Raw genomic sequence first — 26,151 nt, 5'->3', positions numbered from 1 at the left:
AGGAAGGGCCTTCCGTTGCGCCGGCACGCTGTGGCTGCCGGCGAGTTGAGTGATGGGTGGGGGAGGGGAGCAGCGCTCACCTGCCGACGACGGGGTTGCCGCCGTCGACCTCCTCGCGCCCGAGGGGCATCACCGAATCACGCACCGGGCCAGCGTACGCGCCCGAGCGCGCCAGCGCATCCGCCATCTCCTCCAGCCGCGTGCGGCGAAACCCATGGCTGCGGGGCGTACGGTCACGCCATGGGCATCCAGCACTGGACCACGATCGAAGCGCCGGTCGACGAGGTCTTCGCCTGGCACGCACGGCCGGGGGCGCTGCAGCGGATGCTGCCCCCGTGGCTGCCGGGCCGCGTGCGGCGCGAGGCCGCGTCGCTCGCCGACGGACGGGCGGAGCTCGCGCTGCCGGGCGGCCAGGTGTGGGTCGGCCAGCACGACCCGAGCGGCTATCGGGAGGGCCGGGCCTTCGTCGACGAACGCGTTGGCGACGGCTTCGGCTCCGCGGCGCTCGCAGCCGTGCGCTGGCGCCACGAGCACCGCTTCGAGCCCGTGCGGCTGGCATCCGGCGGGGAGGGCACGCGGGTGCACGACATCGTCGACGCGCCGGTCGGCTCGCAGCTGCTGCGCCCCATGTTCGTCTACCGCCACCGGCAGCTCGCCGATGACATCGCGCGACATCGCGAGCTCGCATCCGCGCCCATGACGATCGCGATCACCGGAGCGAGCGGGCTGGTCGGCACCGCGCTGTCGGCCTTCCTCACCACCGGCGGGCACGAGGTCGTGCGCCTCGTCCGCCGCGAGGCCGAGCAGGGCGAGCGGCGCTGGGATCCCGCCGCGCCCTCGGCCGACCTGCTGGACGGCGTCGACGCCGTCGTGCACCTGGCCGGCGCCTCGATCTTCGGCCGCTTCGACGACGAGCACCGCCACCGCATCCGCTCCAGCCGCATCGGGCCGACCGCCCGGCTCGCCGAGCTCGCGGCCGCGAGCGGCGTGCGGGCCTTCGTCAGCGCATCCGCCATCGGCCGCTACGGCGCCGACCGCGGCGACGAGCTGCTCACGGAGGCGAGCGGTGCGGGAGCCGGCTTCCTCGCGGACGTCGTCTCCGAATGGGAGGCGGAGACCCGCCCGGCTGCCGACGCCGGCGTACGCACGGTGCAGGTGCGCACGGGCCTGGTGCAGGCGGCTCGCGGCGGCATGCTGCAGGTGCTGCGGCCCATCTACGCAGCCGGACTCGGCGGCCCGCTCGCCGGCGGCGAGCACTGGCAGTCGTGGATCGGCCTCGACGACCTGGTCGACGTCTACGCCCGCGCGCTGACCGACGAACGGCTCGAGGGACCGGTCAACGCCGTCGCACCGGAGCCCGTGCGCCAGCAGCAGTTCGCGAGCGCACTCGCTGCGGCGCTGCATCGCCCTGCGCTCCTGCCCACACCGTCGCTCGGCCCGCGCGTGCTGCTCGGTCACCAGGGCATGCAGGAGCTCGCGCTCGCCAACCAGCGCGTGGTGCCCGCGAAGCTCGCGGCGCTCGGGCACCGCTTCCGCCATGCGGAACTGGAGGACGCCCTGCGGCACCAGCTCGGCCGACAGCGCGAGGCCGGCAGGCCGTGACCACCGAGCATGCGGCGCGGGCCGCCGCCCCGCTGGCAGGCGTGCGGGTGGTCACGATCGCGGTGAACCTGCCGGGCCCGGTCGCGGCTGCGCGGCTCGCCTCGCTCGGCGCCGACGTGACCTCGGTGCTGCCGCCCGCCGGCGACCCGCTGCAGGGCGCGGCGCCGAGCTATTTCGATGCGCTGCACGTCGGCCAGCGCGTGCTCACGCTGGACCTCCGGCAGGATGCCGGCCGGCGTGCGCTCGAGGGGCTGCTCGCCGACGCAGACGTGCTGCTGACCTCGCATCGGGCGCGCACGCTCGCGAGGCTCGGGCTCGCCTTCGCCGACGTCAGCGCGCGGCACGCGCACCTCTGCCAGGTCGACATCGTCGGCCATGCCGGCGGCGACGCAGACGTTCCCGGCCACGACCTGACCTATCAGGCGACGGCGGGACTGCTCGACCCGCAGCGCATGCCGGTCGCGCCGTACGCCGACCTCGCCGCTGCCGAGCAGGCGGTGACGGCGGTGCTCGCGACCCTGCTCGCCCGCAGCCGCGACGGCGCCGGGGCCCGCATCGAGGTCGCGATCGCCGCCGCGGCCGAGCAGCTGGCGATGCCGCTCCAGCACGGGCTCACCGGCGCGCACGGGCCGCTGGGAGGTGCGCATCCGCTCTACGCCGTGTACCCGGCATCGGAGGGGCACGTCGCGCTCGCTGCGCTCGAGCCGCACTTCAGCGCCCGCCTGGTGCAGCTGCTCGAGCTCGAGGACGTCGCCGCCGACCCGCCCCGCCTCAGGCGCGCGCTCGCCGAGTCCTTCTGCACCACGACCGCCGAAACGTGGGAGGCGTGGGCGCGAGCCCACGACCTGCCGCTCGCCGCGGTGCGGACCAGCCGAGCGGCCGCAGAGCGCTGATCGCGTGCCGCACGGCCCGGCAGCGGGCGGCCCGGCGGTCCGGGCGCGTCGGCGCCGCTCGATAGACTCGGGTGTACGCGAACCCGTCGAAGGGAAGCTCCATGCCAGGAATCGTCATCGTCGGCGCCCAGTGGGGCGACGAGGGCAAGGGCAAGGCCACCGATCTGCTCGGCAGCCGCACCGACTACGTCGTCAAGTTCAACGGCGGCAACAACGCAGGGCACACGGTCGTCGTCGGCGACGAGAAGTACGCGCTGCACCTGCTGCCCTCCGGCATCCTCACCGAGGGTGTCACGCCCGTGATCGGCAACGGCGTGGTCATCGACCTCGAGGTGCTCTTCGACGAGCTCGAGGCCCTCTCGGCGCGTGGCGTCGACGTGTCGAAGCTGCGCATCTCCGCGAACGCGCACGTCATCACCGACTACCACCGCACGCTCGACAAGGTGACCGAGCGCTTCCTCGGCAAGCGCTCGATCGGCACCACCGGCCGGGGCATCGGCCCGACGTACGCCGACAAGATCAACCGCGTCGGCATCCGCATCCAGGATCTCTTCGACGAGTCCATCCTGCGGCAGAAGATCGAGGGCGCCCTCGACGTCAAGAACCACATGCTCACGAAGGTCTACAACCGCCGCGCGGTCACCTGCGACGAGATCTTCGACGACCTCACCTCCTACGTCGAGCGCATCCGCCCGATGGTGGGCGACACGGGGCTCGAGCTCTCGCGCGCGCTGGATGCCGGGCAGACCGTGGTGTTCGAGGCCGGCCAGGCGACGATGCTCGACATCGACCACGGCACCTACCCGTTCGTGACCTCCTCGACCGCCACGTCCGCCGGTGCTGCGCTCGGCTCGGGCGTCGCGCCGTCGCGCCTCGACCGGGTCATCGGCATCGTCAAGGCCTACACGACGCGCGTCGGCGCCGGCCCGTTCCCGACCGAGCTGTTCGACGAGTGGGGCGAGCTGCTGCGCAAGCAGGGCTTCGAGTTCGGCACCACCACCGGCCGCCCGCGCCGCTGCGGCTGGAACGACACCGTCATCACCCGCTACGCCTCGCGCATCAACGGCCTCACCGACATCGTGCTCACGAAGCTCGATGTGCTCACCGGCATCGAGCAGATCCCCGTGTGCGTCGCCTACGAGGTCGACGGCGAGCGCTTCGACGAGATGCCCGTCTCGCAGTCCGACTTCCACCACGCGAAGCCGATCTACGAGAACCTGCCCGGCTGGAGCGAGGACATCACCGGTGCCCGCGAGCTCTCGGATCTGCCCGCGAATGCGCAGGCCTACGTGCGCTTCCTCGAGGAGCGCTCGGGCTCGCGCATCTCGGCGATCGGCGTGGGCGCCGACCGCGAGGCCATCGTGCAGGTGCACGACCTGATCGACTGATGCACCGCAGCGCCCCGCTCGGCATCAGAAGACGGGCGGATGCGCCGGGGCGCGCAGGCGGGCAGGCTCGCCCTCGTCCTTGACTGTGACACGGTGACAAGGTGCAGGCTGTGCTGCAGGAGGTGCTCCCCATGCCCACGACCCAGCAGGACAGCCAGCCCGAAAGCTCGCACCACAGCGCGCATGACGTGCAGCGCGCCGCCGGAGGGGCCGGCCTGTACGCCGCACTGACCCACGGGGATTCGTCGGTGCGGCTGCAGGCGGCGCTGACCGCCGGCACCTACCCCGACGATTCGCGGCTGGGCGCGCTGATCGCCCGCTTCGGCGCGGAGCCCGACTTCTACGTGCGCGACATGCTCACCTGGGCGGTCACGCGGCATCCGGCGACCGCCACGCTGCCGCTGGTGGAGGCCGAGCTGGCATCGCCGGTCGCGCAGGCCCGAGCCCAGGCCCTGCACACGCTGTCGAAGCTCGGCGAGCCGTCGAGCTGGCCGGCGCTCGAGGCGGCGCTGCTGCACGACGCCGACGCCGAGGTGGCGCGCGCCGCGTGGCGCGCGGCGGTGGCGCTGGTGCCGGCGGACGAGGAGGCGCGGCTGGCAGCGCACCTGATCGCCGAGCTCGGCCGCGGCGATGCGGAGGTGCAGCGTAGCCTCAGCCGTGCGCTCGTCGAACTGGGTGACGCCGCGGTCCCCGCGCTCGAGGAGGCTGCCGCCGCCGGGAAGGAGCGGGTGCGGGTGCACGCCGTCGCGACCCTGGCGCTGCTGCGCGACCCCGACAGCAGCTTCGCCGGCCATCTCGAGGAGGCCACGCGGGCAGTCATCCGCCGCGATGCGCCGCAGCCGGTCGACACGGGAGCCGAACCGACGCCGGAGGACGCGCACCGGCCGGGCTCTGCGGTCGGTGCCGGCTGATGCTGATCGGCGAGGTCGCCCGCCGCTCGGGGGTCAGCAGCCGCATGCTGCGCCACTACGACCGGCTCGGTCTCGTCGTGCCCTCCGCGCGCACGAGCGGCGGCTACCGCGAGTATGCGCGAGCTGATGTCGAGCGGCTGCTGCGGGTCGAAGCGCTGCGCACCCTCGGGCTCTCGCTCGGCGAGATCGGCGCGCTGCTCGATGACGAGCGCTCCTCGCCCGCGGCGCTGGTGCCGCGGCTGATCGCGCAGGCCGAGGCGCGCATCGCGCACGAGCGCCAGCTGCTCGCACGGCTGCGCGGCATCGAGCAGGCCGGCTCCACCGATTGGGAGGGCGCGCTGCAGATCGTCAGCCTGCTGCGCGGCCTCGGGTCCGAGCAGCCGCTCGATCGCCAGCGAGCGGCGCTCGACGCGGGCACCGGCGGCACGCTCGGCGGCGCCGCGCTGGCCGAGGCGGTCCTCGGCGAACAGGAGCAGAACGTCGCCGGCACGCTGCGCTGGGCGCTCGCGGCGGGCGATGCGGCGGCTGCGCTGCCGCCGCTCGCCGCAGCGCTCGCATCGGCAGAGCTCGAGGTGCGGCGCCGGGCGGTGGATGCGCTCGCCGACCTGCGGGGGCCGGGGGCGGATGCGACCCTGCGGGTCGCGCTCGACGATGCCGACCCGGTGGTGCGCGGTCGCGCGGCGCTCGCGCTCGCCAGCCGCGGCGACCACGCCGCCGAGCCGGTGCTGGTCGCCATGGTCGTCGAGGGGGAGCGCGATGTGGATGCGGCCGAGGCGCTCGCGAGCCTGGCGGCCGAGAGCGGGACGGAGCCCAGCATCCGTCATCTGGTCGTGCGGCTCGAGGGCGCCGGGCCGGAGGTGCGGCGGCGCATCGCGCAGGCGCTCATCGAGCTGCCGGGGCCAGCCGCGACCGCCGCGCTCGAGCGGCTCGCGGGCGACGACGAGCCGGGCGTGGCGATGACGGCGAGGGCGGCGCTGCGGCTGCTCGGCTGAGGCGACGCCCTGGCCGGCCGGCGCACAGGCCGGCCAGCGGCTTCAGCTCGCGGCGTGCTCGAAGCCGATCAGCCAGCGCAGGCCGAAGCGGTCGACCACCTGGCCGTCGCTCGCGCCCCACGGGCGCTCTTGCAGCGCATCCAGCACGGTGCCGCCCTCGCAGAGCGCCTCGTACCAGCGCGTCAGCGTCTCGGGATCGGCGGTGCCGAGCAGCGCGACGCTCGCGCCCCGAATGTCGAGCGGCTCGTCGTCGCCGACCGCGTCGGTGCCGTAGAAGCTCACCGGGCCGACGAGCATGCCGTGCCCGATCGCATCCGCCGGGCCGTCGGTGCGGCCCATGTCGGCGAGCGTGTGCAGCGCGAGCTCGCCGCCGAAGACGCCCTGGTAGAACGTCAGCGCCTCGCGCGTGGTGCCGGGGAACCAGATGTAGATCGACATCGCTGTCATGGGTACGGCCTCTCGTCGGTGCTGCCGCGCAGCGCGGCCCGCTGCTCGGTGGTGGTGATGCTGCCGGTCAGTGGTGATGGTGCGCGGATGCGTCGACCGGCGTCGCGCCCGGCCGGCTCCACTGCGCGGTCGGTCGGCCGTCCGTGCGCCAGGCGGTGAAGGTGGCCTCCTGCGGCCAGCCGGCGGGCGAATCCTCCCACGCCTCCCGCCGCCCGTAGACCGTCATGTCGGCGATCGCCATCGAGCTCATCATCGCCTCGACGCCGCGACCGGTGATCCAGTTGGTCGCGAAGATGCGCTCGCCCCGGCGCAGCAGCGCCACGTAGGCGCCCTCGGTCTCGGCCCCGAGCAGCGGGTCGTCGACCTCGCGGTTCGAGAACCACGGATGCGTGTAGCCCATGAACGCGCGGAAGGGCGCGAGCTCGTCGATCGGCCCCCTGCTGAGCACGGCGAACGAGATGCCGCGGGCGTTGGGGTACGAGGCGTCGTGGAAGTCCCAGATCGTCGCGGTGCAGCCCTCGCACTGGCCCTCGATCGGCTGCCCGTCGTGCCACATGTGCTTGTACAGCACGAGCTGCGGGCGGCCGTCGAAGAGCTCGAGCAGCCGCACCGTGCCGTGCTCGCCGACGAGCTCGACGCTCGGCACCTCGGTCATCGGCAGCCGCCGCCTGGCGGCGGCGATCGCATCGCCCTCGCGGGTATGGGCCTTCTCGCGCGCCAGCAGCGCCTCGCGCTCGCGCAGCCAGGCGTCGCGGTCGACGATCGCGGGCGCGGGCAGGTGCTCATCGGTCAGCGTCATGCTGCGATGTTAACGCCGTTCACATCGATGCGGAACCCCCGCACGCCAACGGATCAGATGACGCCGAGGGCCAGCATCGCGTCGGCGACGCGGTTGAAGCCGGCGATGTTGGCGCCCGCGACGTAGTCGCCGGGGCGGCCGTACTCCTCGGCGGTCTCGAAGCAGAGGTCGTGCACGCCGCGCATGATCTCGCCCAGCCGCTCGTCCGTGTGCTCGAAGGTCCACGAGTCGCGCGAGGCGTTCTGCTGCATCTCCAGCGCGCTGGTCGCGACGCCGCCGGCGTTCACGGCCTTGCCCGGCGCGAACGTCACGCCCGCCTCGCTGAAGAGCCTGGCCGCGCCCTGCGTGGTGGGCATGTTGGCGCCCTCGCCGACGAGTGTGCAGCCGTTCGCGATCAGCGTCGCGGCGTCATCCTCGTCGAGCTCGTTCTGCGTCGCGCACGGCACGGCGATGTCGCACGGCACGCTCCAGATGGTGTGCCCGTTCGACGAGAACGTCGAGCCCGGCCGGCGCTCGACGTACTCCGAGATGCGCGCACGGCGCACCTCCTTGATGTCCTTGAGCAGCTCCAGGTCGATGCCTGCCTCGTCGACGATGTAGCCCGAGGAGTCGCTCGCGGCGATGACGGTGCCGCCCAGCTGGTGCACCTTCTCGATCGCGTAGATCGCCACGTTGCCCGAGCCCGAGACGACGACGCGCTTGCCCTCGAACGACTCGCCGCGCTCCTTCAGCACCTCGTCGAGGAAGTAGATCGCGCCGTAGCCGGTCGCCTCCTTGCGCACCTGCGAGCCGCCCCAGGTGAGGCCCTTGCCGGTGAGCACGCCCGACTCGTAGTTGTTCGTCAGCCGCTTCCACTGCCCGAACATGTAGCCGAGCTCGCGGCCGCCGACGCCGATGTCACCGGCGGGCACATCGGTGTACTGGCCGATGTGCCGCGAGAGCTCGGTCATGAACGACTGGCAGAAGCGCATGATCTCGCCGTCCGACTTCCCCTTCGGGTCGAAGTCGCTGCCGCCCTTGCCGCCGCCGATCGGCAGGCCCGTGAGGGAGTTCTTGAAGACCTGCTCGAAGCCGAGGAACTTCACGATGCCGAGGTAGACGCTCGGGTGGAAGCGCAGGCCGCCCTTGTACGGGCCGAGCGCCGAGTTGAACTGCACGCGGAACCCGCGGTTGATCTGCACCGTGCCCCGGTCATCCACCCACGGCACGCGGAAGATGATCTGCCGCTCGGGCTCCACGATGCGGTTCAGGATCTGCGCGTCGACGTAGTCCGGCCGCTTGGCGACCACCGGCCCCAGGCTCTCCAGCACTTCGAAGACGGCCTGGTGGAACTCCGATTCGCCGGGGTTCCTGTGCAGCACGTCCTCGAAGACGGGCGTGAGGTGCGGGTGGAGCTGCGTCAACATCGGCCTCCTGGTGGTGTCAGACAACGATCGATCCTACCGCGACGGCGTTTTCGCGCGGTCGCGTCGCTTCCTTGCGCTCAGCCGCCGGCCGCCATGACGCCGGCGAGCCCGGCGTCCGGGCGCCTGCCGGTGAGGATCCGCAGCGCCTCGACGCCGGCGTGACGAGCGGATGCGTTCACCGCGGCCAGGTGCAGGGCGTCGATCAGGTGCGCGGTCGGCGGCGTCCACTCGAGGCCCGCGGCGTCGGCGATGTCGATGCCGTGCACCGTGAGCTCGAACACGCGCGTGCGCAGGTACTCGTCGAGCTGCATGGCGATGCCGGTCCCGGTGGCCGGCGCCGTGGCGATCGCGATGCGGCGCTCGGGGCCGGCGGCATCGACCGCCGCGATGGCGGCGCTCGCGAGCCGCGCGAGCGCGCCCGGCAGGTCGGCACCGAGCTGCTGGGCGGCGGCCTTGCCGCGCAGCGCGATGGCCTCGTCGTCGCCCTGCCGCCGCAGCACCACCTCGAGGTACTCGCTCGCCGACTGCACCGTGGCCGCCGCGGGCTCGGGCACCGCCAGGTAGTCGGTGACCGTGCTGATCGCGCGCGAGGCGTGGCCGATCAGCTCCCGCAGGCTCCACTCGCCGAGGCCCGGCCCATCGAGGCGGTCGACCGGCACGCGGTCGACCAGGGTGCAGAGCTCGAGGGCGGCCAGCTTGAAGTGCACGATCACCCCGGCATCGTCGCACCCGAGCGCCCCGGTCCGCCAGCCGGCGAGCACAATGGGCGCATGAGCAGCGACCAGCCGGGCATCCTCGACCAACCCGTGCTGACGCATCCGCTCGTCACCCTCGAGCCGCTGGCGGCCGTGCACGCGCGCGACCTCGTCGCCGCGGCGGCGGAAGGCGAGCTGTGGCGGCGCGCGGTCTACACCTCGGTGCCGGAGCCCGACGAGGCGGTCATGCTGGCCGAGATCGAGCGACGGCTGGCGATGCACCAGGGAGACACGGGCAGCGCGGGCTCGATGGTGCCGTGGGCGATCGTCGTCGGCGGGCGCGCGGTCGGCATGACGACCTACATGCACATCGATGCGGCGACGCCGCGGCTGGAGATCGGCTCGACCTGGCTGGCGATCGCCCACCAGGGCACCGGAGTGAACGCCGCCATGAAGCTCCTGCTGCTGGCGCGCGCGTTCGAGGTGCTGGGCTGCGTGGCGGTGGAGCTGCGCACGCACGTGCGCAACCGGCAGTCGCGCGACGCGATCGAGCGGCTCGGCGCCACGCTCGATGGCGTGCTGCGCAGTCATCAGCTGCATCGCGGGCAGCTGCGCGACACCGTCGTCTACTCGATCATCGCCTCCGAGTGGCCCGTCGTGCGGCTCGGGCTCGAGGCGCGGCTGGCGGTGCGCGGCTGAGTCTCAGCGCTCGCGACGCACGCGCCCCTCGTGCCACACGGGCTGCTCGCTCTCGCGCACCTCGCCGTCGGCGCCGAAGATCAGGAACCGGTCGAAGCGCTCCGCGAACCAGCGGTCGTGCGTGACGGCGACCACGGTGCCCTCGAAGCGCTCGAGCGCGTCCTGCAGCGCCTCGGCCGAGAACAGGTCGAGGTTGTCGGTCGGCTCGTCGAGCAGCAGCAGCGTGGCGCCCGAGAGCTCGAGCAGCAGGATCTGCAGCCGCGCCTGCTGGCCGCCGGAGAGCTCCTCGAAGCGCTGCTGCGCCTGCCGCACGAGGCCGTAGCGGTCGAGCGCCGACGAGGCAGCCTCGCGACCCATGCCCTGCCGGCCGCCGTCGCCGCGGGCGAGGAGCTCGAGCAGGGTGCGCCCGACGTGCTCGGGATGCTCGTGCCGCTGCGCGAACAGGCCCGGCACCACCCGCGCACCCAGGCGCGCGACGCCGGTGTGCGGCACCGGCTCGAGCCGGGATCCGGGCTCGCTGACGTGGCCGAGCGTCGGATCGGGATCGGAGCCGCCGCGGGCGAGCAGCCGCAGGAAGTGCGACTTGCCCGAGCCGTTGGAGCCGAGCACCGCCACCCGGTCGCCGAGCCAGAGCTCCGCGTCGAACGGCTGCATGAGGCCCGTGAGCTCGAGGCGCTCGGCGACCACGGAGCGCTTGCCCGTGCGCGATCCGCGCAACCGCATCGTGACGTGCTGGTCGGGCGGACGGGCCTCCGGCGCGCCCGCGTCCTCGAAGCGGCGCAGGCGGGTGCGGGCCGCCTGGTAGCGCGACGCGAAGCCGTCGTTCGCCGAGGCCTTGGCCTTCATCGCCTCGACGAGACGCCGCAGCTTCGCGTGCTCCTCGTCCCACCGGCGCCGCAGCTCGTCGAGCCGCTCGAACCGCGCCTCGCGCGCCCGCCGGTAGTCGCCGAAGCCGCCGCCGTGCACCCACGCGGTGCTGCCCGCGGCGCCGCGCTCGAGGGTGACGATCCGGTCGGCCGCAGCGGCCAGCAGCGCCCGGTCGTGCGAGACGAGCAGCACCGCCTTGCGCGTCGAGCGCAGCGCATCCTCGAGCCAGCGCTTCGCGGGCACGTCGAGGTAGTTGTCGGGCTCGTCGAGCACCAGCACCTCGTGCTCGCTGCGCAGCAGGTACTCGAGCACGAGCCGCTTCTGCTCGCCGCCGGAGAGCGAGTCCACCGACCGGTGCCGGGCTCGTTCGAAGGGGATGCCGAGCGCCGCGACCGTGCATTCGTCGAAGCGCACCTCCTCGTCGTAGCCGCCCGCCTCCGCGTACTCGGCGATCGCTGTCGCGTAGCCGATGTGGGAGGCCTCGTCGTCGCGCTCGATCGCGGCGTCCTCGGCCTGCTCGAGCTGCTGCAGCACGGTGCGGATGCGCGCGGGCGCGACCGAGCCGAGCAGGCCGGCGACCGTGAGCCCGGGCTGGCCGACGCCGACGAGCTGGTCCATCACGCCGAGGGCGCCGTCGCGGTGCACGACGCCCGAGAGCGCCGGGAGCTCACCGCGAACGATGCGCAGCAGCGTTGTCTTCCCCGCGCCGTTCTCGCCGATGAGTGCGGTGGTCGTTCCTGCCGTGACGTGGAACGAGACGTCGTCGAGCAGCGGTTCGCCATCCGGCAGTGCGAAGGCGACCTGGTCGATGTGCAGGTGCGGCATGGTTCTCACCGCCGCTGGGCCGCGGCACGGGCACCCGTGGGGGACGAGCCGATCAGGCTAGCACTGCGGCGGCGAAAGACCCGGCGCGACCGCCGCGGATCAGCGAGCGTTCTAGGCTGGAGGCATGGCCACCCCCGAGGAGCAGCTGCAGCGCTACCGGCGCTCGATCGACAACGTCGACGCGGTGCTGCTCCACACGCTCGCCGAGCGCTTCAAGCTGACGCAGTCGGTGGGCGAGCTGAAGGCCGAGCACGGGATGCCGCCGAGCGATCCGGCGCGCGAGCGCGAGCAGATCGCGCGGCTGCGGCGGCTGGCGGAGGACGCCGATCTCGACCCCGAGTTCGCCGAGAAGTTCCTGAACTTCGTGATCGCCGAGGTCATCCACCACCACGAGCGGATCGCGGGCAGCGACTAGCGGTCAGTGCGCGCGGCGGTTGTGCTCGCGCACCATCGCGGCGGTGCGGAAGAGGTCGCTGATCCACCAGATCGCGGCCGCCGCCGGCACCGCCAGCAGCCACAGGGGCGCGGCGCTGTCGCCGGTCTGCACGACCACTGCGGCGGCGGCGGCGAACGACAGCATCATCTGCACGATGCCCGAGCCGAGCCTGCCGAGGTAGTAGCGGTGCGCGCCCAGCAGGCCGAGCGCGATCAGCAGCACGTAGGCGGTCGCCATCTGCTTCGACGGGCGGCCGGTGGGCTGCGCGGCGGCACCCTCCCAGGCGATCGGCCGCCCCGGTGCGCCGCCGCCGGCGGCCGGGCGCGGCAGCGGCCCGGTGCCGCGCACCGGGCGCTCGTCGTCGCCGCCGTTGGCACGCTTGGCCCGCCCGCCGACAGTCGGGTCGAAGGTCAGCGAGCGGTCGAGCGTCGGCCGCTCCGGCCGCGCCTCCGGCTGCGCCACCTCGCTCGGCTCGGCCCAGGGTGCGTAGGCGCCCCAGTGGGTGCCGCTCCACCAGCGGCGCCTGCCGTCGGGGTCGTCGTGCCAGCCGGGGGCATCGGGCTGGGGATCGCTCACGTCGTCCACTGTATGACGGCGCTTGCCGGCGGCGGAACCGCTTCGGCGAGCCCTGAGCCTCAGGCGCGCTCGGCGGCCGCCGCGATGTCGTCGAGATCCTGCTGCATCATCTTCCGCGTCACCGACATGCCGATGCCGGAGGTCAGCTTCGCCATCGCCCGCTGCAGCCACGACGGCGAGACATAGCTGCCGCTGAAGCGCATCCGCAGCAGCGTGCCCTCCGACTCGGCGGTGCCGCCGGCGCCCTTCCCGCCGGCGAGCGGCTCGAGCGTGAACTCGGTGCGGTACGCCAGGCCGTGGGCTTCGGCCGCGATCATGGTCGAGCGCCCCTCGTCGATGCCGACGACCTCCATCTCCTCCGTCGACTCGCCGCCCATCGCCTTCCGCGTCTCCCGCCAGCGGGTGCCGATCGACCAGCCCATGCCCGCGAGCCGCTCGATGCGGCTCACACCCGACAGCACCGCCTCGGAGCCCTCGACGTCCGTGATGACGCGCCACACCGCATCCGTCGACGCATCGATCGACCGCTCCAGGGTCAGCGCGAGGTCGCTCATGCGGGCGGCCAGACGCCGATGACGAGCGCCATCGCGGTGATGATCAGCAGCTCGTTGAGCGCGGTGTGGCCGGTGACGCGGAAGCCGCGCGGGTCGAAGGCGTCATGCACGACCACGCGCGCGAGGGTGAAGCCGACGAAGAGGATCCAGGCGGTGATGAGCGTGTTGAGCAGGAAGCTGCCGCCGTGGAACTCCTGCGAGAGCCAGGCGGCGCCGGCGAGCACCCAGGCGGTCGCGAACGCGCACAGGATGATCAGCGGGTACACCCATGGCTTCGGCCCCTTGGCGACCGACTCCTGCGTGTGGCCGATGGCCTTCATCCACGAGGCGCCCAGCACCTTCGGGTGGTAGTAGACGAAGCCGATCACCATCGCGGCGACGGTCGCGAGCAGGACGGCCCAGATGTTGATGGCGGGCACGGTGAGCTCCATGGCTGAAGCATAGATTGGACACTGCACGCCATGGCGTCCGATCTCAACGTGTGAGGTGTCGCTCCGCCGCACACAGTGCGCTGGACGCGCACCTCACACGTTGAGAATCCGGTCGGGTCAGGCGAAGCGGGCCAGCGGTGCCCGGTTCGCGGCGCGCAGCTCGTCGAGCGAGAGCGTCGCGACATCCTGGATCTCGACCGTGCCGCTCGTGGAGTCGGTGACGCCGATGCGCAGCACAGGGACGCCGCGCGCCTCGCACATGCCGGTGAACTTCACCTCGTCCTCCCGGGCCACGGCGACGATCGCGCGGGCGCCCGACTCGGAGAAGAGCGCGGCGGTCTCGTCGATGCCTTCCCGCTCGGTGAGGCCGGAGAGCCAGATGCGCGCGCCGATGCCGAAGCGCAGCGAGGCCTCGACGACGGCCATGCCGAGCCCGCCCTCCGAGAGGTCGTGCGCGGCGGTGGCGAGGCCCTCGAAGGCGATGCCCTGCATGAGCCCGCCCAGGCGCTTCTCGGCCGCCAGGTCGACGCGCGGCGGCAGGCCGCCGAGGTGGTCGTGGATGGCTCCGGCCCAGGCAGAGCCGTCGAGCTCGTCGCGCGTGGTGCCGAGCAGGAACAGCGCCTGCCCGTCGTCCTGCCAGCCGGAGGGGATGCGGCGGTCGACGTCGTCGATCAGCCCCAGCACACCCACTACCGGCGTCGGGTGGATCTGCGTCTCGCCGGTCTGGTTGTAGAACGAGACGTTGCCGCCGGTGACCGGGATGCCGAGCTCGACGCATCCGTCTGCCAGACCGTCGACCGCCTCGGCGAACTGCCACATGACCGCCGGGATCTCGGGGTTGCCGAAGTTCAGGCAGTCGCTGACGCCCACGGGCGTCGCGCCCGTCACGGCGACGTTCCGGTACGACTCGGCCAGCGCCGCCTTGGCGCCCTCGCGCGGGTCGAGCTGGCAATAGCGGCCGTTCGCGTCGACCGAGACGGCGAAGCCGAGCCCCGACTGCTCGTCGATGCGCACCATGCCGGCGTCGTCGGGCATCGACAGCGCCGTGTTGCCGAGCACGTAGTCGTCGTACTGGTCGGTGATCCAGGATGCGTCGGCCAGGTTGGGCGTGCCGGTGAGGGTGCGCAGCTGGTCGCCGAGGGCGGCGCCGCTCACGCGAGGCAGCGCGGAGGCGGTGTCTGCCTGCAGCGCGTCCTGCCAGATCGGTCGCTCCATCGGGCGGTCGTAGACGGGGGAGTCGATGGCGACCGTCTTCGGGTCGACGTCGACGATCGTCTCGCCGGTGTGCGTGATGACGAGCCGGCCGTCGCCGGTGACCTCGCCGAGCACACTCGTCTCGACATCCCACTTGGCGGTGATCGCGAGGAACTCGTCGAGCTTGTCGGGGCTGACGATGCCCATCATGCGCTCCTGCGACTCCGACATGAGGATCTCCTCAGCCGTGAGCGTGGGGTCGCGCAGCAGCACGTGGTCGAGCTCGACCTGCATGCCCGAGTCGCCGTTCGCTGCCAGCTCGCTGGTGGCGCAGGAGATGCCGGCGGCCCCCAGATCCTGGATGCCCTCGACCACGCCCGCGGCGTAGAGCTCGAGGCAGCACTCGATGAGCACCTTCTCGGCGAACGGGTCGCCCACCTGCACGGCGGGGCGCTTGGCGGGGCCCTCGTCGTCGAACGACTCGGAGGCGAGGATCGACGCGCCGCCGATGCCGTCGCCGCCGGTGCGGGCGCCGAAGAGCACGACCTTGTTGCCGACGCCGGTGGCGTTCGCGAGGTGCAGATCCTCATGCCGCAGCACGCCGACAGCGAGCGCGTTCACGAGCGGGTTGCCCTGGTAGACGGCGTCGAAGACCGTCTCGCCGCCGATGTTGGGCAGGCCGAGGCAGTTGCCGTAGAAGGAGATGCCGCCCACGACGCCGTGCACGACCCGAGCGGTGTCGGGGTGGTCGATCTCGCCGAAGCGCAGCGCATCCATCACCGCGACCGGGCGCGCGCCCATCGAGATGATGTCGCGCACGATGCCGCCGACGCCGGTGGCCGCGCCCTGGAAGGGCTCGACGAACGAGGGGTGGTTGTGCGACTCGATCTTGAAGGTGACGGCCCAGCCCTCGCCGGCGTCGATGACGCCGGCGTTCTGGCCCATGCCGACCATCAGCCGCTCCCGCATCTCGGGGGTGACCTTCTCGCCGAACCGGCGCAGGTGCGTCTTCGACGACTTGTAGGAGCAGTGCTCGCTCCACATCACCGAGTACATCGCGAGCTCGGCGCTCGTGGGGCGGCGCCCGAGGATCGTGCGGATCCGCTCGTACTCGTCGGGCTTCAGGCCGAGCGCCGCGAAGGGCTGCTCGCGCTCGGGGGTCGATGCGGCGACCTCGACGGTGTCACGGGGGGTCTTGGTCACGGGTCTCCTCAGACGACTCGGGGGATGCGTCGATCCTATCGAGGCTCGCGCGCCCGTTCAGGGGGCGGATGCGAGCGCGCGATGCCGAGCGGCTGCCGCGGCGACCCCGTCGTGGGCGAGCTCGGGGTCAGGCGAACCACTCGGTGGGCGGGCCCGCCTGCAGCAGCAGGAAGAAGACGATCGCGACCAGGATCACCACGGCGATCACCAGCAGCACCGCGTGGTTGATCGCCCAGCGGAAGAGCCGGTCGATCGGGCGCTGGTCGCGGGGATCGTCGGTGGCCTGCATGCGCCAGTCGCCCTCGAGCATCCCGCGGCGCTCGAGGCGGCGCTCCCACGGGATCGTCGCGTACGGCACGATCGCCGTCACGATGCCCAGCAGCACGGTGCCCGCGCTCCAGCGCTGGTTGTGGCCGACCACGAGCTGCATCGCGCCGTAGGAGAGGAAGACGAAGCCGTGGATCGGCCCGGCGATCGGCACGAGCGTGTCGAGCTGGAAGGCGTACTTCGCGATGATCGCGATGATCAGCAGCGTCCAGGTGACGGCCTCGGCGATCGCGAGGAAGCGGTAGATCCGCTTCGGAGCGAGGCGGGACGAGGTGGTGCGCGAGGCGTCTGTCATGTAGCCAGTCTACATCTGGGCCTCAGGCCGTCACGGCCTCCAGCGCGCTCTTGAAGATCTCCAGCCCGTCGAGGCCGGCCTTCATGCGCGTGGTCGTCGGGCCGAAGCCGAGCTCGACCGCGTGCTCGGGGTGCGGCATGAGGCCCACCACGTTGCCGGCGGCGTTCGACAGCCCGGCGATGTCGTCGATCGAGCCGTTCGGGTTCTCGCCCAGGTAGCGGAAGGCGACGAGGCCCTCGCCCTCGAGCCGCTTGACCTCCTCGGGCGTCGCCACGAAGCGGCCCTCGCCGTTCTTCAGCGGGATGACGATCTCCTGGCCCGCCTCGAAGCGGTTCGTCCAGGCGGTGTCGGTGCGCTCGACGCGCAGGCGCTGGTCGCGGCGCACGAACAGGCCGGTCTCGTTGCGCACCAGGCCGCCGGGCAGCAGGTGCGCCTCGGCCAGCATCTGGAAGCCGTTGCAGATGCCCAGCACGGGCATGCCCCTGTTCGCCGCGTCGACGACCTCCGTCATGATCGGCGAGAGTGCGGCGATCGCGCCGCAGCGCAGGTAGTCGCCGTAGGAGAAGCCGCCCGGAAGCACGAGCGCGTCGACGCCGTGCAGGTCGTGCTCGCCGTGCCAGAGCGCCACCGGCTCGTGGCCCGCGAGCCGCACGGCCCGCTGCGCGTCCCGGTCGTCGAGCGTGCCCGGGAAGGTGATGACACCGACCTTCACTTGCCGACCTCCGCCTCGTCGACCACGTGCACGCCGACGACGTCCTCGATCACGGTGTTCGCGAGCACCTCGTCGGCGACCGTGCGCACCTGGTCGAGCAGCGCATCCGTCACGTCGCCGTCGATGCGCAGCTCGAAGCGCTTGCCCACGCGCACGTCGCCGACGGCCTCGTGGCCGAGCCGGGCGAGGGCGCGCGAGACGGCCTTGCCCTGCGGATCGAGGATCTCTGCCTTGGGCATGACGTCGACGACGATGAGGGCCATGGGTCGCTCCCTGCGAATGGGTGGATGGGGGTGCACCACCAGTCTACGGAAGGTCATGGTCGGCGGATGCGCGGGTCGCTTCCGCACGTCGGTCGCGGAAATCCCGGGGTGCTGCCCGGCGCGGCGGGCTAGTGTTCTGCCATGACGTTCAGGGGCGACGCGAACTTCGACACCAGCGCGGTCAGCAAGGGCGGCGGTGGCGGCGGCATCGGCGGCGGCACCATCGCGGTCGGCGGCGGCGGCATCATCACGGTGATCCTCGTGATCGTCTCGATGATCTTCGGCGTCGACCTGACGGGGCTCGCGCCCGGCGACCCGATCCAGCCGCAGTCGCAGGAGCAGTCGCAGGGGTCGGAAGAGGTGACCGGCTGCACCGGCGCCGACGCCAACGACCCGGCCAACGTCACCTGCCGCATGGAGGGCGGGGCCGACTCGATGTCGGCCTTCTGGACTGCCACCATGCAGTCGAACGAGCTGCAGTACGCCGATCCCACCGTGCAGCTGTTCAGCCGCCAGGTGACGACCGGCTGCGGCGACGCCACCAGCGCGGTCGGCCCGTTCTACTGCCCGCCCGACCAGCGCATCTACCTCGACGAGACCTTCTTCGCACAGATGCGCGACCAGTTCGGCGCTCAGGGCGGCAACCTGGCGGAGATGTACGTGCTCGCGCACGAGTGGGGCCACCACATCCAGAACGTCACCGGCCAACTCGGCCGCGTGCAGCAGGGCGACACCGGGCCGCAGTCGTCGGCCGTGCGCAGCGAGCTGCAGGCCGACTGCTATGCCGGCGCTTGGATCGCCGCCGCACCGCAGACCGCCGACGACGACGGCAGCGCGCCCGTGATCGAGGCGGTCACCGAAGAGCAGATGCAGCAGGCGCTCGACGCCGCGCGAACCATCGGCGACGACCGGCTGCAGCAGATGGGCGGCGGCGGCGTGAACCCCGACGGCTGGACGCACGGCTCGAGCGAGCAGCGCCAGACGTGGCTCTCGAACGGCTTCAACGGCGGCGTCGGCGCCTGCGACACCTGGAACGCGCCGCAGGTCTGAGTCAGTCGGCGGTGAGCCGCTCCAGCAGCTCGCCGTAGCGGGCGGCCGTGCGCTCGACGATCGCCGGCGGCAGCGCGGGAGCCTCGCCCTCGCCCGCCCAGTTGTCGGCTAGCCAGTCGCGCACGATCTGCTTGTCGAACGACTCGACGCGGCCCTGGGCCAGCGCCGCCGCATCCCAGTAGCGCGACGAGTCCGAGGTGAGCACCTCATCGGCCAGCAGCAGCTCGCCCGTCACCCGGTCGCGGCCGAACTCGAACTTCGTGTCGGCCAGCACGAGCCCCGCCTCAGCGGCGATGACGGCGGCCCGCCGGTAGACCGACAGGCTCAGCTCGCGGATCGCCTCGGCGTCCTCCCGCCCGACCAGCTCGACGGTGCGCTCGAACGAGACGTTCTCGTCGTGCTCGCCCTGCGGCGCCTTCCATGCGGGCGTGTAGATCGGCTCGGGCAGCTCGACGCCGTCGGCCAGGCCCGCGGGCAGCTCGACGCCCGAGATCGAGCCGACCTGCTGGTACTCCTTCAGCCCCGAGCCGGTGACGCGGCCGCGCACGACGCACTCGATCGGCAGCATGTCGAGGGTGCGCACGAGCATCGCCCGATCGGCGACGGATGCGGGGGTGCGGGCATCGGCGTCGGGCGCGAGCTGCGAGGGCAGGCCGAGCCGCTCCGTCCACCACAGCGACAGCGAGGTCAGCAAGGCGCCCTTGCCGGGGATGGCCGGCTCGAGCACCTGGTCGAAGGCCGAGACGCGATCGGAGGCGACCATCAGCATCTCGGGCGCGCTCTCGAGCGACTGCCCGTCGGCGACGTAGAGGTCGCGCACCTTGCCGCTGTAGGCGAGGCTCCAGCCGGGCAGCTCGAGACCCGCCTCCGCCGAGCTCATGCCCCGGCCGCGATGTCGGTGCGCGCCTGGCCGCCGAGCAGCTCGATCTTGCCGAGCGCCTCGTAGGCGCGCTCGCGCGCCTGGGCGAGCGTCGCGCCCGTGCCGACGACGTTGAGCACCCGGCCGCCCGTGGCGGTCAGCCCCTGCTCGCCCTCGCCGGTCGCGGCGTGCAGCACCTGCACGCCGTCCACGGCGGCTGCGGCGTCCACGCCGGCGATCAGGCGGCCGGTGACCGGCTCGGCCGGGTAGCCCTCGCTCGCGAGCACGACCGTCACCGCCGCCGAGTCGCGCCACACCAGTGGCGCGGCGGAGCCGAGGGTGCCGTTCGCGGCCGCCAGCAGCGCATCCGCCAGTCCTGACTCGATGCGCGGCAGCACCACCTGGGTCTCTGGGTCACCGAAGCGGGCGTTGAACTCGATCACCTTCACGCCCGACTTCGTCACGATCAGGCCGCAGTAGAGCAGCCCGGCGAAGGGGGTGCCGGCGTCGGCCATCGCGCGGATGGTCGGCTTCGCGACCGTCTCGACCACCTCGTCGACGAAGGCCTGCTCGCTGCCGAAGCGCTCGGCCAGCCACGGCAGCGGCGAGTAGGCGCCCATGCCGCCGGTGTTGGGGCCGGCGTCGCCGTCGCCGAGCCGCTTGTAGTCCTGCGCGGGCGCCAGCGGCACGACCGATTCGCCGTCGGTGAGCACGAACAGGCTCACCTCGGGTCCGGCGAGGAACTCTTCGATCAGCAGCGGTCCGTCGGGCAGGAAGGCCTCGGCGTGCGCCTCTGCCGCCGCACGGTCGTCGGTGACGATGACGCCCTTGCCGGCCGCGAGCCCGTCGGCCTTCAGCACGAATGGCGGCTTGGCGGCGTCGAGCGCTGCCCGCACCTCTTGCATCGTGGTGGCGGTGGTGTCGATGCCGGTGGGCACGCCGGCGCGCGCCATCACGTCCTTCGCGAAGGACTTCGAGCCCTCGATGCGCGCGGCCGCCTGCGTCGGTCCGAAGGCCGGCACGCCCGCCTTCTGCAACGCATCCGCCACCCCCGCCACCAGCGGCGCCTCGGGGCCGATCACGACCAGGTCGAAGCCGCCCTCGGTCGCGAGCTCGGTGACGAGCTGCGGCGACTTGATGTCGAGCCGCACCGTCTCGACATCGCGCTTGATGCCGGCGTTGCCCGGCGCGGCGGTGATGTCGTGACCGCCCTCCGCCAGGAGTGCCGCGATGATGGCGTGCTCGCGCGCGCCGCTGCCGAGAACCAGGATTCGCACCGGCCCAGTCTACGAACGATGCGTCGCCGGCGGGCCGCCATCCCGGATGAATCGGCTGTGAGCGACCTCGCGTCGCCGCTCCTCGGCCCGAGACGGGCCTCGGCGCTGGGCTCGCGGCGGCGACCTGAAAGCGTCGCCGCTCCGAGCTCCACCCCGCGCGGCTACCCTCTGAACGTGGCCAAGCGCATCCGGGATCTCGACGGCACCGATGCCGTCCGCGCCGCCCTCGAGCCCGGCGCCGAGCGGCCGCTGACGGCGCTCGCGGTGCGCTACACGCTGCAGTGCCTGGCCGATCGGGCGCCCGGCAAGAGCGTCGAGATGCGCGTGCCGCCCTTCGGCGCCGTGCAGGCGGTCGAGGGCCCCGGCCACACCCGCGGCACCCCGCCGAACGTGATCGAGACCGACGCGGCGACCTGGCTGGCGCTCGCGACCGGTGCGGAGACGTGGGCGAATGCGGTGGGTCGCGGAGCCGTGCACGCCTCGGGCGTGCGCGCCGACGTGTCGGCCTGGCTGCCGCTCGTGCGCGGTGGAGCTCCGGAGTGACGGCCCTTTCGGGCCGTCACCGCGACCCCAGCGCCTTGGCCCGTCTCGGGCCAAGGGTCGACCGGCCTCACCCGAACGCCGACTGAGACCGCCATACTGAGCACATGGCGCAGGTCGTGCAGTCCAAGGGGTGGGTCGGTCCGCTCATCACGATGGTGATCGGCGTCATCCTGATGCTCAACGGGGTGCCGGCGCTGATCCAGTGGCTGCCGTGGCTCGCGCAGACTGCGCTGATCGTGGGCGTGGACGACGCGCTCGAGACTGCGCTCGTGCCGCTGCTGCTCGCCGGCGCCGCCACGTTCATCGGCTTCCTGATGGCACGCGGCGGCTTCGGAGCCCTGCGGGAGCGCGCGCGCGGTGCCGCGAAGCGCACCCAGGAGCAGGTGCGCAGCGGCGTGCAGCAGGTGCGGCGCGAGGCGACGCAGCGCTACGGCGAGGCGAGCTCGCAGGCTGAGCACCTGGTCAACAAGGTGCCGCAGTCGTGGCGCGAGCGCATCAGCGCGGCCGCCGCGGCGGTGGAGCAGGAGCGCGCAGCGCGCGCGGTCGATCACGCCCACCCCGAATGGGAGGGGCAGGGCGCCCGGCGCGCGGCCGAGCAGCCCCAGCAGTTCCGTGGCCAGGGCCAGCAGCAGGGCCAGGGCGAGCAGTGGCAGGACGGCCACCAGCAGCCGCACCAGCCGCAGCAGCAGCCTCAGCCCCAGCAGCAGCCGCAGCGCCCACCCCAGCAGCAGCCTCAGCGCCAGCAGCAGCGCCCGCAGCAGCAGCTGCCCGGCGGCGACCGGCTCTCGCGCATCGAGGAGCTGCGCTCGCGCGTCGACTCGAAGGTGCAGCAGGCGACGCAGGGCCAGGACGCCCGCCGCGCCGCCGAGCAGGTGCGGCGGGCCGCGGAGGCCGCTGCCGTGCGGGCGGGTCAGGGCCTGCCGACGCGCCTCGACGACGCGACCGCGGCGCTGGTCGGCAGGCTCGACCTGGCCGACGCCGAGCGCATCCGCCGTCGCGGCTCGGCGCTCGTGCGCTCATCGCTGGCGACCAGCGCGCTGTCGAAGACCTCGCTGCGCACGAACTCGCTCTTCCGCCACCGCCGCTGAGCCGGCTACCGGCGCCCCCCGTCTCGCGGTCGACGCCAGCCGCGCCTCACCAGCCTGCAGCAGGTATACGGCGATTTGCTCTGAGCGCGCGGGTTTGAGCGCCAATCGCCGTATACCTGCGGAGGCGGCGCGCCGGGTTCCGTCGCGCGGGCGTGGGGCGTGGGGCGCGGGCGCGTGCGCGGGGCGCGGGGCGCAGTCGCGGGCGCGCTCTGCGACCACTGGGCCGGCTGAAGAACGGAGCGGCCCCCAGCCGGATGGGCAGGGGGCCGCTCGCATTCGCTCAGGCGGTCAGAGCGACCAGACCAGCAGGATGCCCGCGAACACCAGCCCGGAGGCGATAAGCGTCACGGTCGTGTAGCCGAGGATGTCGCGCATCTTCAGGCCCGCGATCGCCAGCAGCGGCAGCGCCCAGAAGGGCTGGATCATGTTGGTCCACTGGTCGCCGTACGACACCGCCATGATCGCGATGGCCGGGTCGACGCCGAGGCGCTCGGCCGCGTCGAGCATGACCGGCGCCTGCACCGCGAACTGCCCGCCGCCCGAGGGCACGAAGAAGTTCACGACACCGGCAGCCAGCAGCGCGAGCAGGCCGAAGGTGGTCGGGTTGGCGATCGCGACGAGCCAGTCGGAGAACACCTGGATGAGCCCCGAGGCGGTCATCATGCCGAGGATGCCCGCGTAGAGCGGGAACTGCAGCAGGATCTCACCCACGTTCGAGGCGGCCTCCTTGGTGAGCCGGATGATCTCGAACGGGTTGCGCACGAGCAGGAAGATGAGCGCCAGGAACGACCAGTTGACGATGTCGAGCGTGATCGTGCCGCCCTGCACGAAGTGGATCACCAGGTAGGCGACGAGCGCGACTCCCACGATGAGCGTCACGATGCGGCTGGCGTCGATGCGGTCGGCGGGGGTGACGACCTCCTCCTCCTGCTCGACGACGTGCTCGCGGGCGTCGATCTGCAGCTCGACGATCCGGTCGGCTCCGCGGGGGGCGACCAGCGACAGCGCGATCGCGACCACGGCGATCGTGACCACGGCACCGATGATGTTCGGCAGCGCGAAGATCGTCTCGGTGACGGGGATGACCTCGCCCCCGAGGTGCTCGGCGATGAACGAGTCGGGCGTCGCCGCGGTCAGCGGGCCGGAGCCCGAGTAGCCCATGTGCCAGACGACGAAGCCCGAGAAGCCGGCGGCGACGAGCATCGGGAAGTGCAGCTTCAGGCCGCGCTCCTTACCGGAGGCCGCGACCTCACGGGCGAGCAGGCCGCCGACCACGAGGCCGAGGCCCCAGGTGATCAGCGAGGCGACCGCTGCGACGACGAACACGAACAGGTACGCCTGCACCGGCGACTGCGGCAGTGCCGCCAGCGTGCGCAGCAGCTTGCGCACCGGCCGCGTGTTGGCGAGCATGTGGCCCAGCAGCAGGATGAGCGCCATCTGGGTCATGAACGCCAGCAGGCCGGCGAGGCCGTCGCCCCAGCCGACCACCAGGTCGACCGGGTTGGTGGGCGTGATGATGAGCGCGAGCACCGCGACCACCAGGGTCAGGATGATCGCGAAGACGAGCGCCGACGGTATCCACCGCTCGACGACGGTGTTGATCGGTCGCATCGCGCGTGCGAGCGGGGCTCCGGACTGCTTCGTTCCGGCAGGCGTGTTCGCCATGGTTCACCTCGTTGTGCAAGGGGCTGAAGGGGGGTGTAACGGGCCAAGGGCACCATGGCCGAGGCTACCCAAGGTTCGTGTCGGGCGGATACGGTGGGGCACCACCGCGCGCCCGCCCGGCAGTGGGATGATCGGTGGCATGGACCAGAGCCCCGAGTCTGCTGCCCAGCACGACGGCGAGCAGCCCGCCGCTCAGCACCGTCACGACGTCGAGGTGCGGGTGCGCCGCGCACCCAAGTTCGGCGTCTTCATGCTGCTCGGCGCCGTCGTCGGCGCGCTCGTCGCCTGGGTGGTCTCCGCGGTGCAGGCGCCGGGGGTGGACGAGGCCGGCCGGCCCGTCGACACCTCGGGCATCCTCGGCCTGACGATCGTCGTCGGCGTGGTGCTCGGCGTCGGCGTGGGCGCGGTCGTCGCGCTGCTGGTCGACCGCTCGCTCGCCAAGCGCGGCCGCATGCTGGTGGCCGAGCAGACCGACGTCGAGGCGCCCGAGCAGCCTCAGGCGGCGGTCGCGCCCGCCGACGCCGGCGAGGCATCGTTCGAGCACCTCCCGCACGGCGAGGCCGCCGACCCCGAGCGCCGGCCGCTGCCCGACGAGGCAGCCGACGCCGATCAGCGACCGCTGCCCGACGAGGCAGCCGACGCCGATCAGCGACCGCTGCCCGACGACCCCGAGCAGCCGCCGCTGCCGGACGAGCCCGGCGACGACCCGGCGCAGGAGCGCGACCGACCCAGCGGAGCCTGAGCGTGCCGACCCGGCGCGCACGGCTCGGCATCGGGCACGCACTCGCCTGGGTCGCGTTCGGGCTCGCCGCAGCGGCACTGGTGACGGATGCGCTGGGGCGCGACCGCGCACCCCTCGCGCTCGCGCTCGGCGCGGCCTGCGCGCTCGCCGCTGCGGCGCTCGGCATCGACATGCTCGGCATCGGCCTGCGAGCGATCGGTGCGGGGGACGACAGCGCGCGAAGGAGCCGCGGGCGGGATGCGTCCGTGCTCGCACCCGACGCGCCGCGCACGCTGCAGATCGTGGCAGCCCTCGTCGCAACTGCCGCGCTCGCGGTCGCCGGGGCGCTCGCTCTGCTCGACCAGCCGCCGCATCTGGCCGTCTGCGGGGCACTCGGTTTCGCCGCGGGCGCACACATCGCCGCGATGCGCGCGCGAGTTGCCGCCCACCCGGCGCTCGCGCCGCGGGTGCGCCCGGCGCCGACGCTGCTCGCTGCTGCCGCCGGCGTCGCGCTCGCCGCGCTGGTGCCGGCGCTCGGTGCCGCCGCCGGGCTGGGGCCGGTGCCTGCATCGGCGACCGGCATCGCGCTCATCGCGGCGGCCGTGCTGCAGCTGATCGTCATGGCGCTGGCAGCTGCGGCGACGCCCGCCGTCGATCGAGCGGATGGACCTGTTGCGGATCGGGGGACCCACTCTGGTGGACGTGGTTCCGAAGATGGACCCGTTGCGGATCGTGGGACCCGCTCTGAAGGGTCCTCGAATCTCGAACGGGTCCGCGGCGCGCAGGCCGCGCCGCACGCACCACAGGCCGCGCCGCACGGGTGGCCGCCGACGCGCACCGCGCAGCCCGCGCGCGTGTCACCGGCGCTGCTCGCGCTGCTGGCCATCGCCGCCGCCGGCCTCGCCGCGCTCGCTGCGCTGCGCCCGGCGCTGTCGGCCATCGGCGCCGACCACCCGCAGCCGGCCGGACCGATCGCTCTCACGCTCGCGCTCGGCGCGCTGCTGGGACCGCCGCTGGCGATGCTCGCCGAGCGCTCCGGAGGCCGAACCGCCGCGATCCTCGCGACCGTCGGCGGGGCCGCCGCGCTCGTAGCCCCTATCGCGCGGCCCGGAGTCTTGGACTGGGTGGCCGCGGCCCTCCTGGGGGTCGCGCTCGCCGCATCCGTCGCCCTTGCGGAGCTCGCGCGGCGCGCCGATCAGCGGCTCGCGACCGGTGCGACCGCGCTGCTGCTGCTCGCGGGCGCGGCCGGCGCAGGCCTCGCGGCGCTGCTGCTGCAGGCGGTGCCGCTGCCCGACGTGGTGCTCGGCGCGGCGTTGGCGTGCCTGGTGGCGGGCGTCGGCGTGTGGGCGCCCCACTCAGCATCGATGGCTGACGCCGGAGACGGGCGTCAGCGCCGGCGTCGCGGCGACGATCCGGAAGGGTCGTCGCTCTGA

The 26,151-nt window shown here is 73.0% G+C and carries 27 protein-coding genes; 12 read left to right on the top strand and 15 right to left on the bottom strand.

Translation table 11 applies throughout. The annotated features are described in order from the left end of the window. Positions 1 to 240: 240 nt before the first annotated feature. The 5 genes from J1M46_RS09500 (at position 241) to J1M46_RS09480 (ending at position 5,786) form a co-directional block, all read left to right on the top strand. Positions 241 to 1,602 (top strand): TIGR01777 family oxidoreductase, encoded by a 1,362-nt coding sequence (locus tag J1M46_RS09500; protein ID WP_206447574.1) that lies wholly within the window; start codon positions 241 to 243, stop codon positions 1,600 to 1,602. Then, positions 1,599 to 2,495, top strand: a complete 897-nt coding sequence (locus J1M46_RS09495) for a CoA transferase (protein WP_206447573.1) — start codon at positions 1,599 to 1,601, stop codon at positions 2,493 to 2,495. The genes J1M46_RS09500 and J1M46_RS09495 overlap by 4 nt, the downstream gene beginning before the upstream one ends. Positions 2,496 to 2,596: 101 nt before the next feature. Beyond that, complete coding sequence (locus tag J1M46_RS09490) at positions 2,597 to 3,883, top strand: adenylosuccinate synthase (protein WP_206447572.1); 1,287 nt, start codon at positions 2,597 to 2,599, stop codon at positions 3,881 to 3,883. A gap of 131 nt (positions 3,884 to 4,014) precedes the next feature. After that, positions 4,015 to 4,794 carry a HEAT repeat domain-containing protein gene (locus tag J1M46_RS09485; protein ID WP_241249077.1) on the top strand — a complete coding sequence of 260 codons (780 nt, stop codon included), beginning with the start codon at positions 4,015 to 4,017 and terminating at the stop codon, positions 4,792 to 4,794. Further along, positions 4,794 to 5,786: a MerR family transcriptional regulator gene (locus J1M46_RS09480; RefSeq protein WP_206447571.1), complete on the top strand. Its 993-nt coding sequence runs from the start codon at positions 4,794 to 4,796 to the stop codon at positions 5,784 to 5,786. The genes J1M46_RS09485 and J1M46_RS09480 overlap by 1 nt, the downstream gene beginning before the upstream one ends. A 42-nt stretch (positions 5,787 to 5,828) precedes the next feature. On the opposite strand, the gene J1M46_RS09475 is transcribed toward J1M46_RS09480, so the two are convergent. From J1M46_RS09475 to J1M46_RS09460, 4 genes are all read right to left on the bottom strand, one after another. Continuing rightward, positions 5,829 to 6,233: a VOC family protein gene (locus J1M46_RS09475; RefSeq protein ID WP_206447570.1), complete on the bottom strand. Its 405-nt coding sequence runs from the start codon at positions 6,231 to 6,233 to the stop codon at positions 5,829 to 5,831. A gap of 67 nt (positions 6,234 to 6,300) precedes the next feature. Beyond that, positions 6,301 to 7,032 carry a DUF899 family protein gene (locus J1M46_RS09470; RefSeq protein WP_206447569.1) on the bottom strand — a complete coding sequence of 244 codons (732 nt, stop codon included), beginning with the start codon at positions 7,030 to 7,032 and terminating at the stop codon, positions 6,301 to 6,303. 53 nt (positions 7,033 to 7,085) lie between these two features. Continuing rightward, a complete protein-coding gene (gene gdhA / locus J1M46_RS09465; RefSeq protein ID WP_206448672.1) occupies positions 7,086 to 8,438 on the bottom strand; it encodes an NADP-specific glutamate dehydrogenase in 1,353 nt (450 codons plus the stop codon). A 77-nt stretch (positions 8,439 to 8,515) separates the two neighbouring features. Then, positions 8,516 to 9,151, bottom strand: a complete 636-nt coding sequence (locus tag J1M46_RS09460; RefSeq protein WP_206447568.1) for a maleylpyruvate isomerase N-terminal domain-containing protein — start codon at positions 9,149 to 9,151, stop codon at positions 8,516 to 8,518. 57 nt (positions 9,152 to 9,208) lie between these two features. On the opposite strand from J1M46_RS09460, the gene J1M46_RS09455 reads away from it, so the two are divergent. Beyond that, positions 9,209 to 9,832, top strand: a complete 624-nt coding sequence (locus tag J1M46_RS09455) for a GNAT family N-acetyltransferase (RefSeq protein WP_206447567.1) — start codon at positions 9,209 to 9,211, stop codon at positions 9,830 to 9,832. A gap of 3 nt (positions 9,833 to 9,835) precedes the next feature. Here J1M46_RS09455 and J1M46_RS09450 read toward each other — a convergent pair whose 3' ends face one another. After that, entirely contained in the window at positions 9,836 to 11,524 is a 1,689-nt protein-coding gene (locus J1M46_RS09450) for an ATP-binding cassette domain-containing protein (RefSeq protein WP_206447566.1), read from the bottom strand. Between the two features lie 124 nt (positions 11,525 to 11,648). Between J1M46_RS09450 and J1M46_RS09445 the strand changes: the two genes are divergently transcribed. Next, positions 11,649 to 11,939, top strand: coding sequence for a chorismate mutase (locus J1M46_RS09445; protein ID WP_092916656.1), 291 nt, complete (start codon positions 11,649 to 11,651; stop codon positions 11,937 to 11,939). A 3-nt stretch (positions 11,940 to 11,942) separates the two neighbouring features. On the opposite strand, the gene J1M46_RS15810 is transcribed toward J1M46_RS09445, so the two are convergent. The 7 genes from J1M46_RS15810 to purS all read right to left on the bottom strand — a co-directional run bounded on the left by J1M46_RS15810 (position 11,943) and on the right by purS (position 17,515). Beyond that, positions 11,943 to 12,536, bottom strand: coding sequence for an NINE protein (locus J1M46_RS15810; RefSeq protein ID WP_092916654.1), 594 nt, complete (start codon positions 12,534 to 12,536; stop codon positions 11,943 to 11,945). Between the two features lie 59 nt (positions 12,537 to 12,595). Continuing rightward, positions 12,596 to 13,090, bottom strand: a complete 495-nt coding sequence (locus J1M46_RS09435) for an SRPBCC family protein (protein ID WP_206447565.1) — start codon at positions 13,088 to 13,090, stop codon at positions 12,596 to 12,598. Continuing rightward, positions 13,087 to 13,521: a DUF1761 domain-containing protein gene (locus J1M46_RS09430; RefSeq protein ID WP_206447564.1), complete on the bottom strand. Its 435-nt coding sequence runs from the start codon at positions 13,519 to 13,521 to the stop codon at positions 13,087 to 13,089. Before J1M46_RS09430 ends, J1M46_RS09435 begins: the two co-directional genes overlap by 4 nt. A gap of 117 nt (positions 13,522 to 13,638) precedes the next feature. Continuing rightward, positions 13,639 to 15,918: a phosphoribosylformylglycinamidine synthase subunit PurL gene (gene purL / locus J1M46_RS09425; RefSeq protein ID WP_342384338.1), complete on the bottom strand. Its 2,280-nt coding sequence runs from the start codon at positions 15,916 to 15,918 to the stop codon at positions 13,639 to 13,641. 127 nt (positions 15,919 to 16,045) lie between these two features. Then, a complete protein-coding gene (locus J1M46_RS09420) occupies positions 16,046 to 16,540 on the bottom strand; it encodes a DUF3817 domain-containing protein (RefSeq protein ID WP_092916646.1) in 495 nt (164 codons plus the stop codon). A 22-nt stretch (positions 16,541 to 16,562) separates the two neighbouring features. After that, the gene (gene purQ, locus J1M46_RS09415) at positions 16,563 to 17,252 is read right to left on the bottom strand and encodes a phosphoribosylformylglycinamidine synthase subunit PurQ (RefSeq protein ID WP_206447563.1); all 690 of its coding nucleotides are present in this window, start codon (positions 17,250 to 17,252) and stop codon (positions 16,563 to 16,565) included. After that, the gene (gene purS, locus J1M46_RS09410) at positions 17,249 to 17,515 is read right to left on the bottom strand and encodes a phosphoribosylformylglycinamidine synthase subunit PurS (protein ID WP_206447562.1); all 267 of its coding nucleotides are present in this window, start codon (positions 17,513 to 17,515) and stop codon (positions 17,249 to 17,251) included. The genes purQ and purS overlap by 4 nt, the downstream gene beginning before the upstream one ends. Positions 17,516 to 17,656: 141 nt before the next feature. Between purS and ypfJ the strand changes: the two genes are divergently transcribed. Continuing rightward, on the top strand, positions 17,657 to 18,565 hold the full coding sequence (gene ypfJ, locus J1M46_RS09405; RefSeq protein ID WP_206447561.1) for a KPN_02809 family neutral zinc metallopeptidase: 909 nt from the start codon (positions 17,657 to 17,659) through the stop codon (positions 18,563 to 18,565). Position 18,566: 1 nt separating this feature from the next. Here the strand turns inward: ypfJ and J1M46_RS09400 are convergent, their stop codons facing one another. Then, a complete protein-coding gene (locus J1M46_RS09400; RefSeq protein ID WP_206447560.1) occupies positions 18,567 to 19,445 on the bottom strand; it encodes a phosphoribosylaminoimidazolesuccinocarboxamide synthase in 879 nt (292 codons plus the stop codon). Continuing rightward, a complete protein-coding gene (gene purD / locus J1M46_RS09395; protein ID WP_206447559.1) occupies positions 19,442 to 20,701 on the bottom strand; it encodes a phosphoribosylamine--glycine ligase in 1,260 nt (419 codons plus the stop codon). Before purD ends, J1M46_RS09400 begins: the two co-directional genes overlap by 4 nt. A gap of 174 nt (positions 20,702 to 20,875) precedes the next feature. Between purD and J1M46_RS15395 the strand changes: the two genes are divergently transcribed. Both J1M46_RS15395 and J1M46_RS09385 read left to right on the top strand, forming a co-directional pair. Then, entirely contained in the window at positions 20,876 to 21,244 is a 369-nt protein-coding gene (locus J1M46_RS15395; RefSeq protein ID WP_342384337.1) for a sterol carrier family protein, read from the top strand. Between the two features lie 104 nt (positions 21,245 to 21,348). Continuing rightward, positions 21,349 to 22,332 carry a hypothetical protein gene (locus J1M46_RS09385; protein ID WP_206447557.1) on the top strand — a complete coding sequence of 328 codons (984 nt, stop codon included), beginning with the start codon at positions 21,349 to 21,351 and terminating at the stop codon, positions 22,330 to 22,332. Positions 22,333 to 22,620: 288 nt separating this feature from the next. Here J1M46_RS09385 and J1M46_RS09380 read toward each other — a convergent pair whose 3' ends face one another. Beyond that, positions 22,621 to 23,997, bottom strand: a complete 1,377-nt coding sequence (locus tag J1M46_RS09380) for a short-chain fatty acid transporter (protein ID WP_241249074.1) — start codon at positions 23,995 to 23,997, stop codon at positions 22,621 to 22,623. Positions 23,998 to 24,136: 139 nt separating this feature from the next. On the opposite strand from J1M46_RS09380, the gene J1M46_RS09375 reads away from it, so the two are divergent. Together J1M46_RS09375 and J1M46_RS09370 are read left to right on the top strand one after the other, a co-directional pair. Then, positions 24,137 to 24,739, top strand: a complete 603-nt coding sequence (locus J1M46_RS09375; protein ID WP_206447556.1) for a hypothetical protein — start codon at positions 24,137 to 24,139, stop codon at positions 24,737 to 24,739. 2 nt (positions 24,740 to 24,741) lie between these two features. Beyond that, the gene (locus J1M46_RS09370; RefSeq protein ID WP_206447555.1) at positions 24,742 to 26,151 is read left to right on the top strand and encodes a hypothetical protein; all 1,410 of its coding nucleotides are present in this window, start codon (positions 24,742 to 24,744) and stop codon (positions 26,149 to 26,151) included.

Source organism: Agrococcus sp. KRD186 (genome assembly GCF_017168255.1).
In the GTDB taxonomy this organism is placed as follows: Bacteria; Actinomycetota; Actinomycetes; order Actinomycetales; family Microbacteriaceae; genus Agrococcus.
This window is presented reverse-complemented; position numbering and strand designations above follow the sequence as displayed.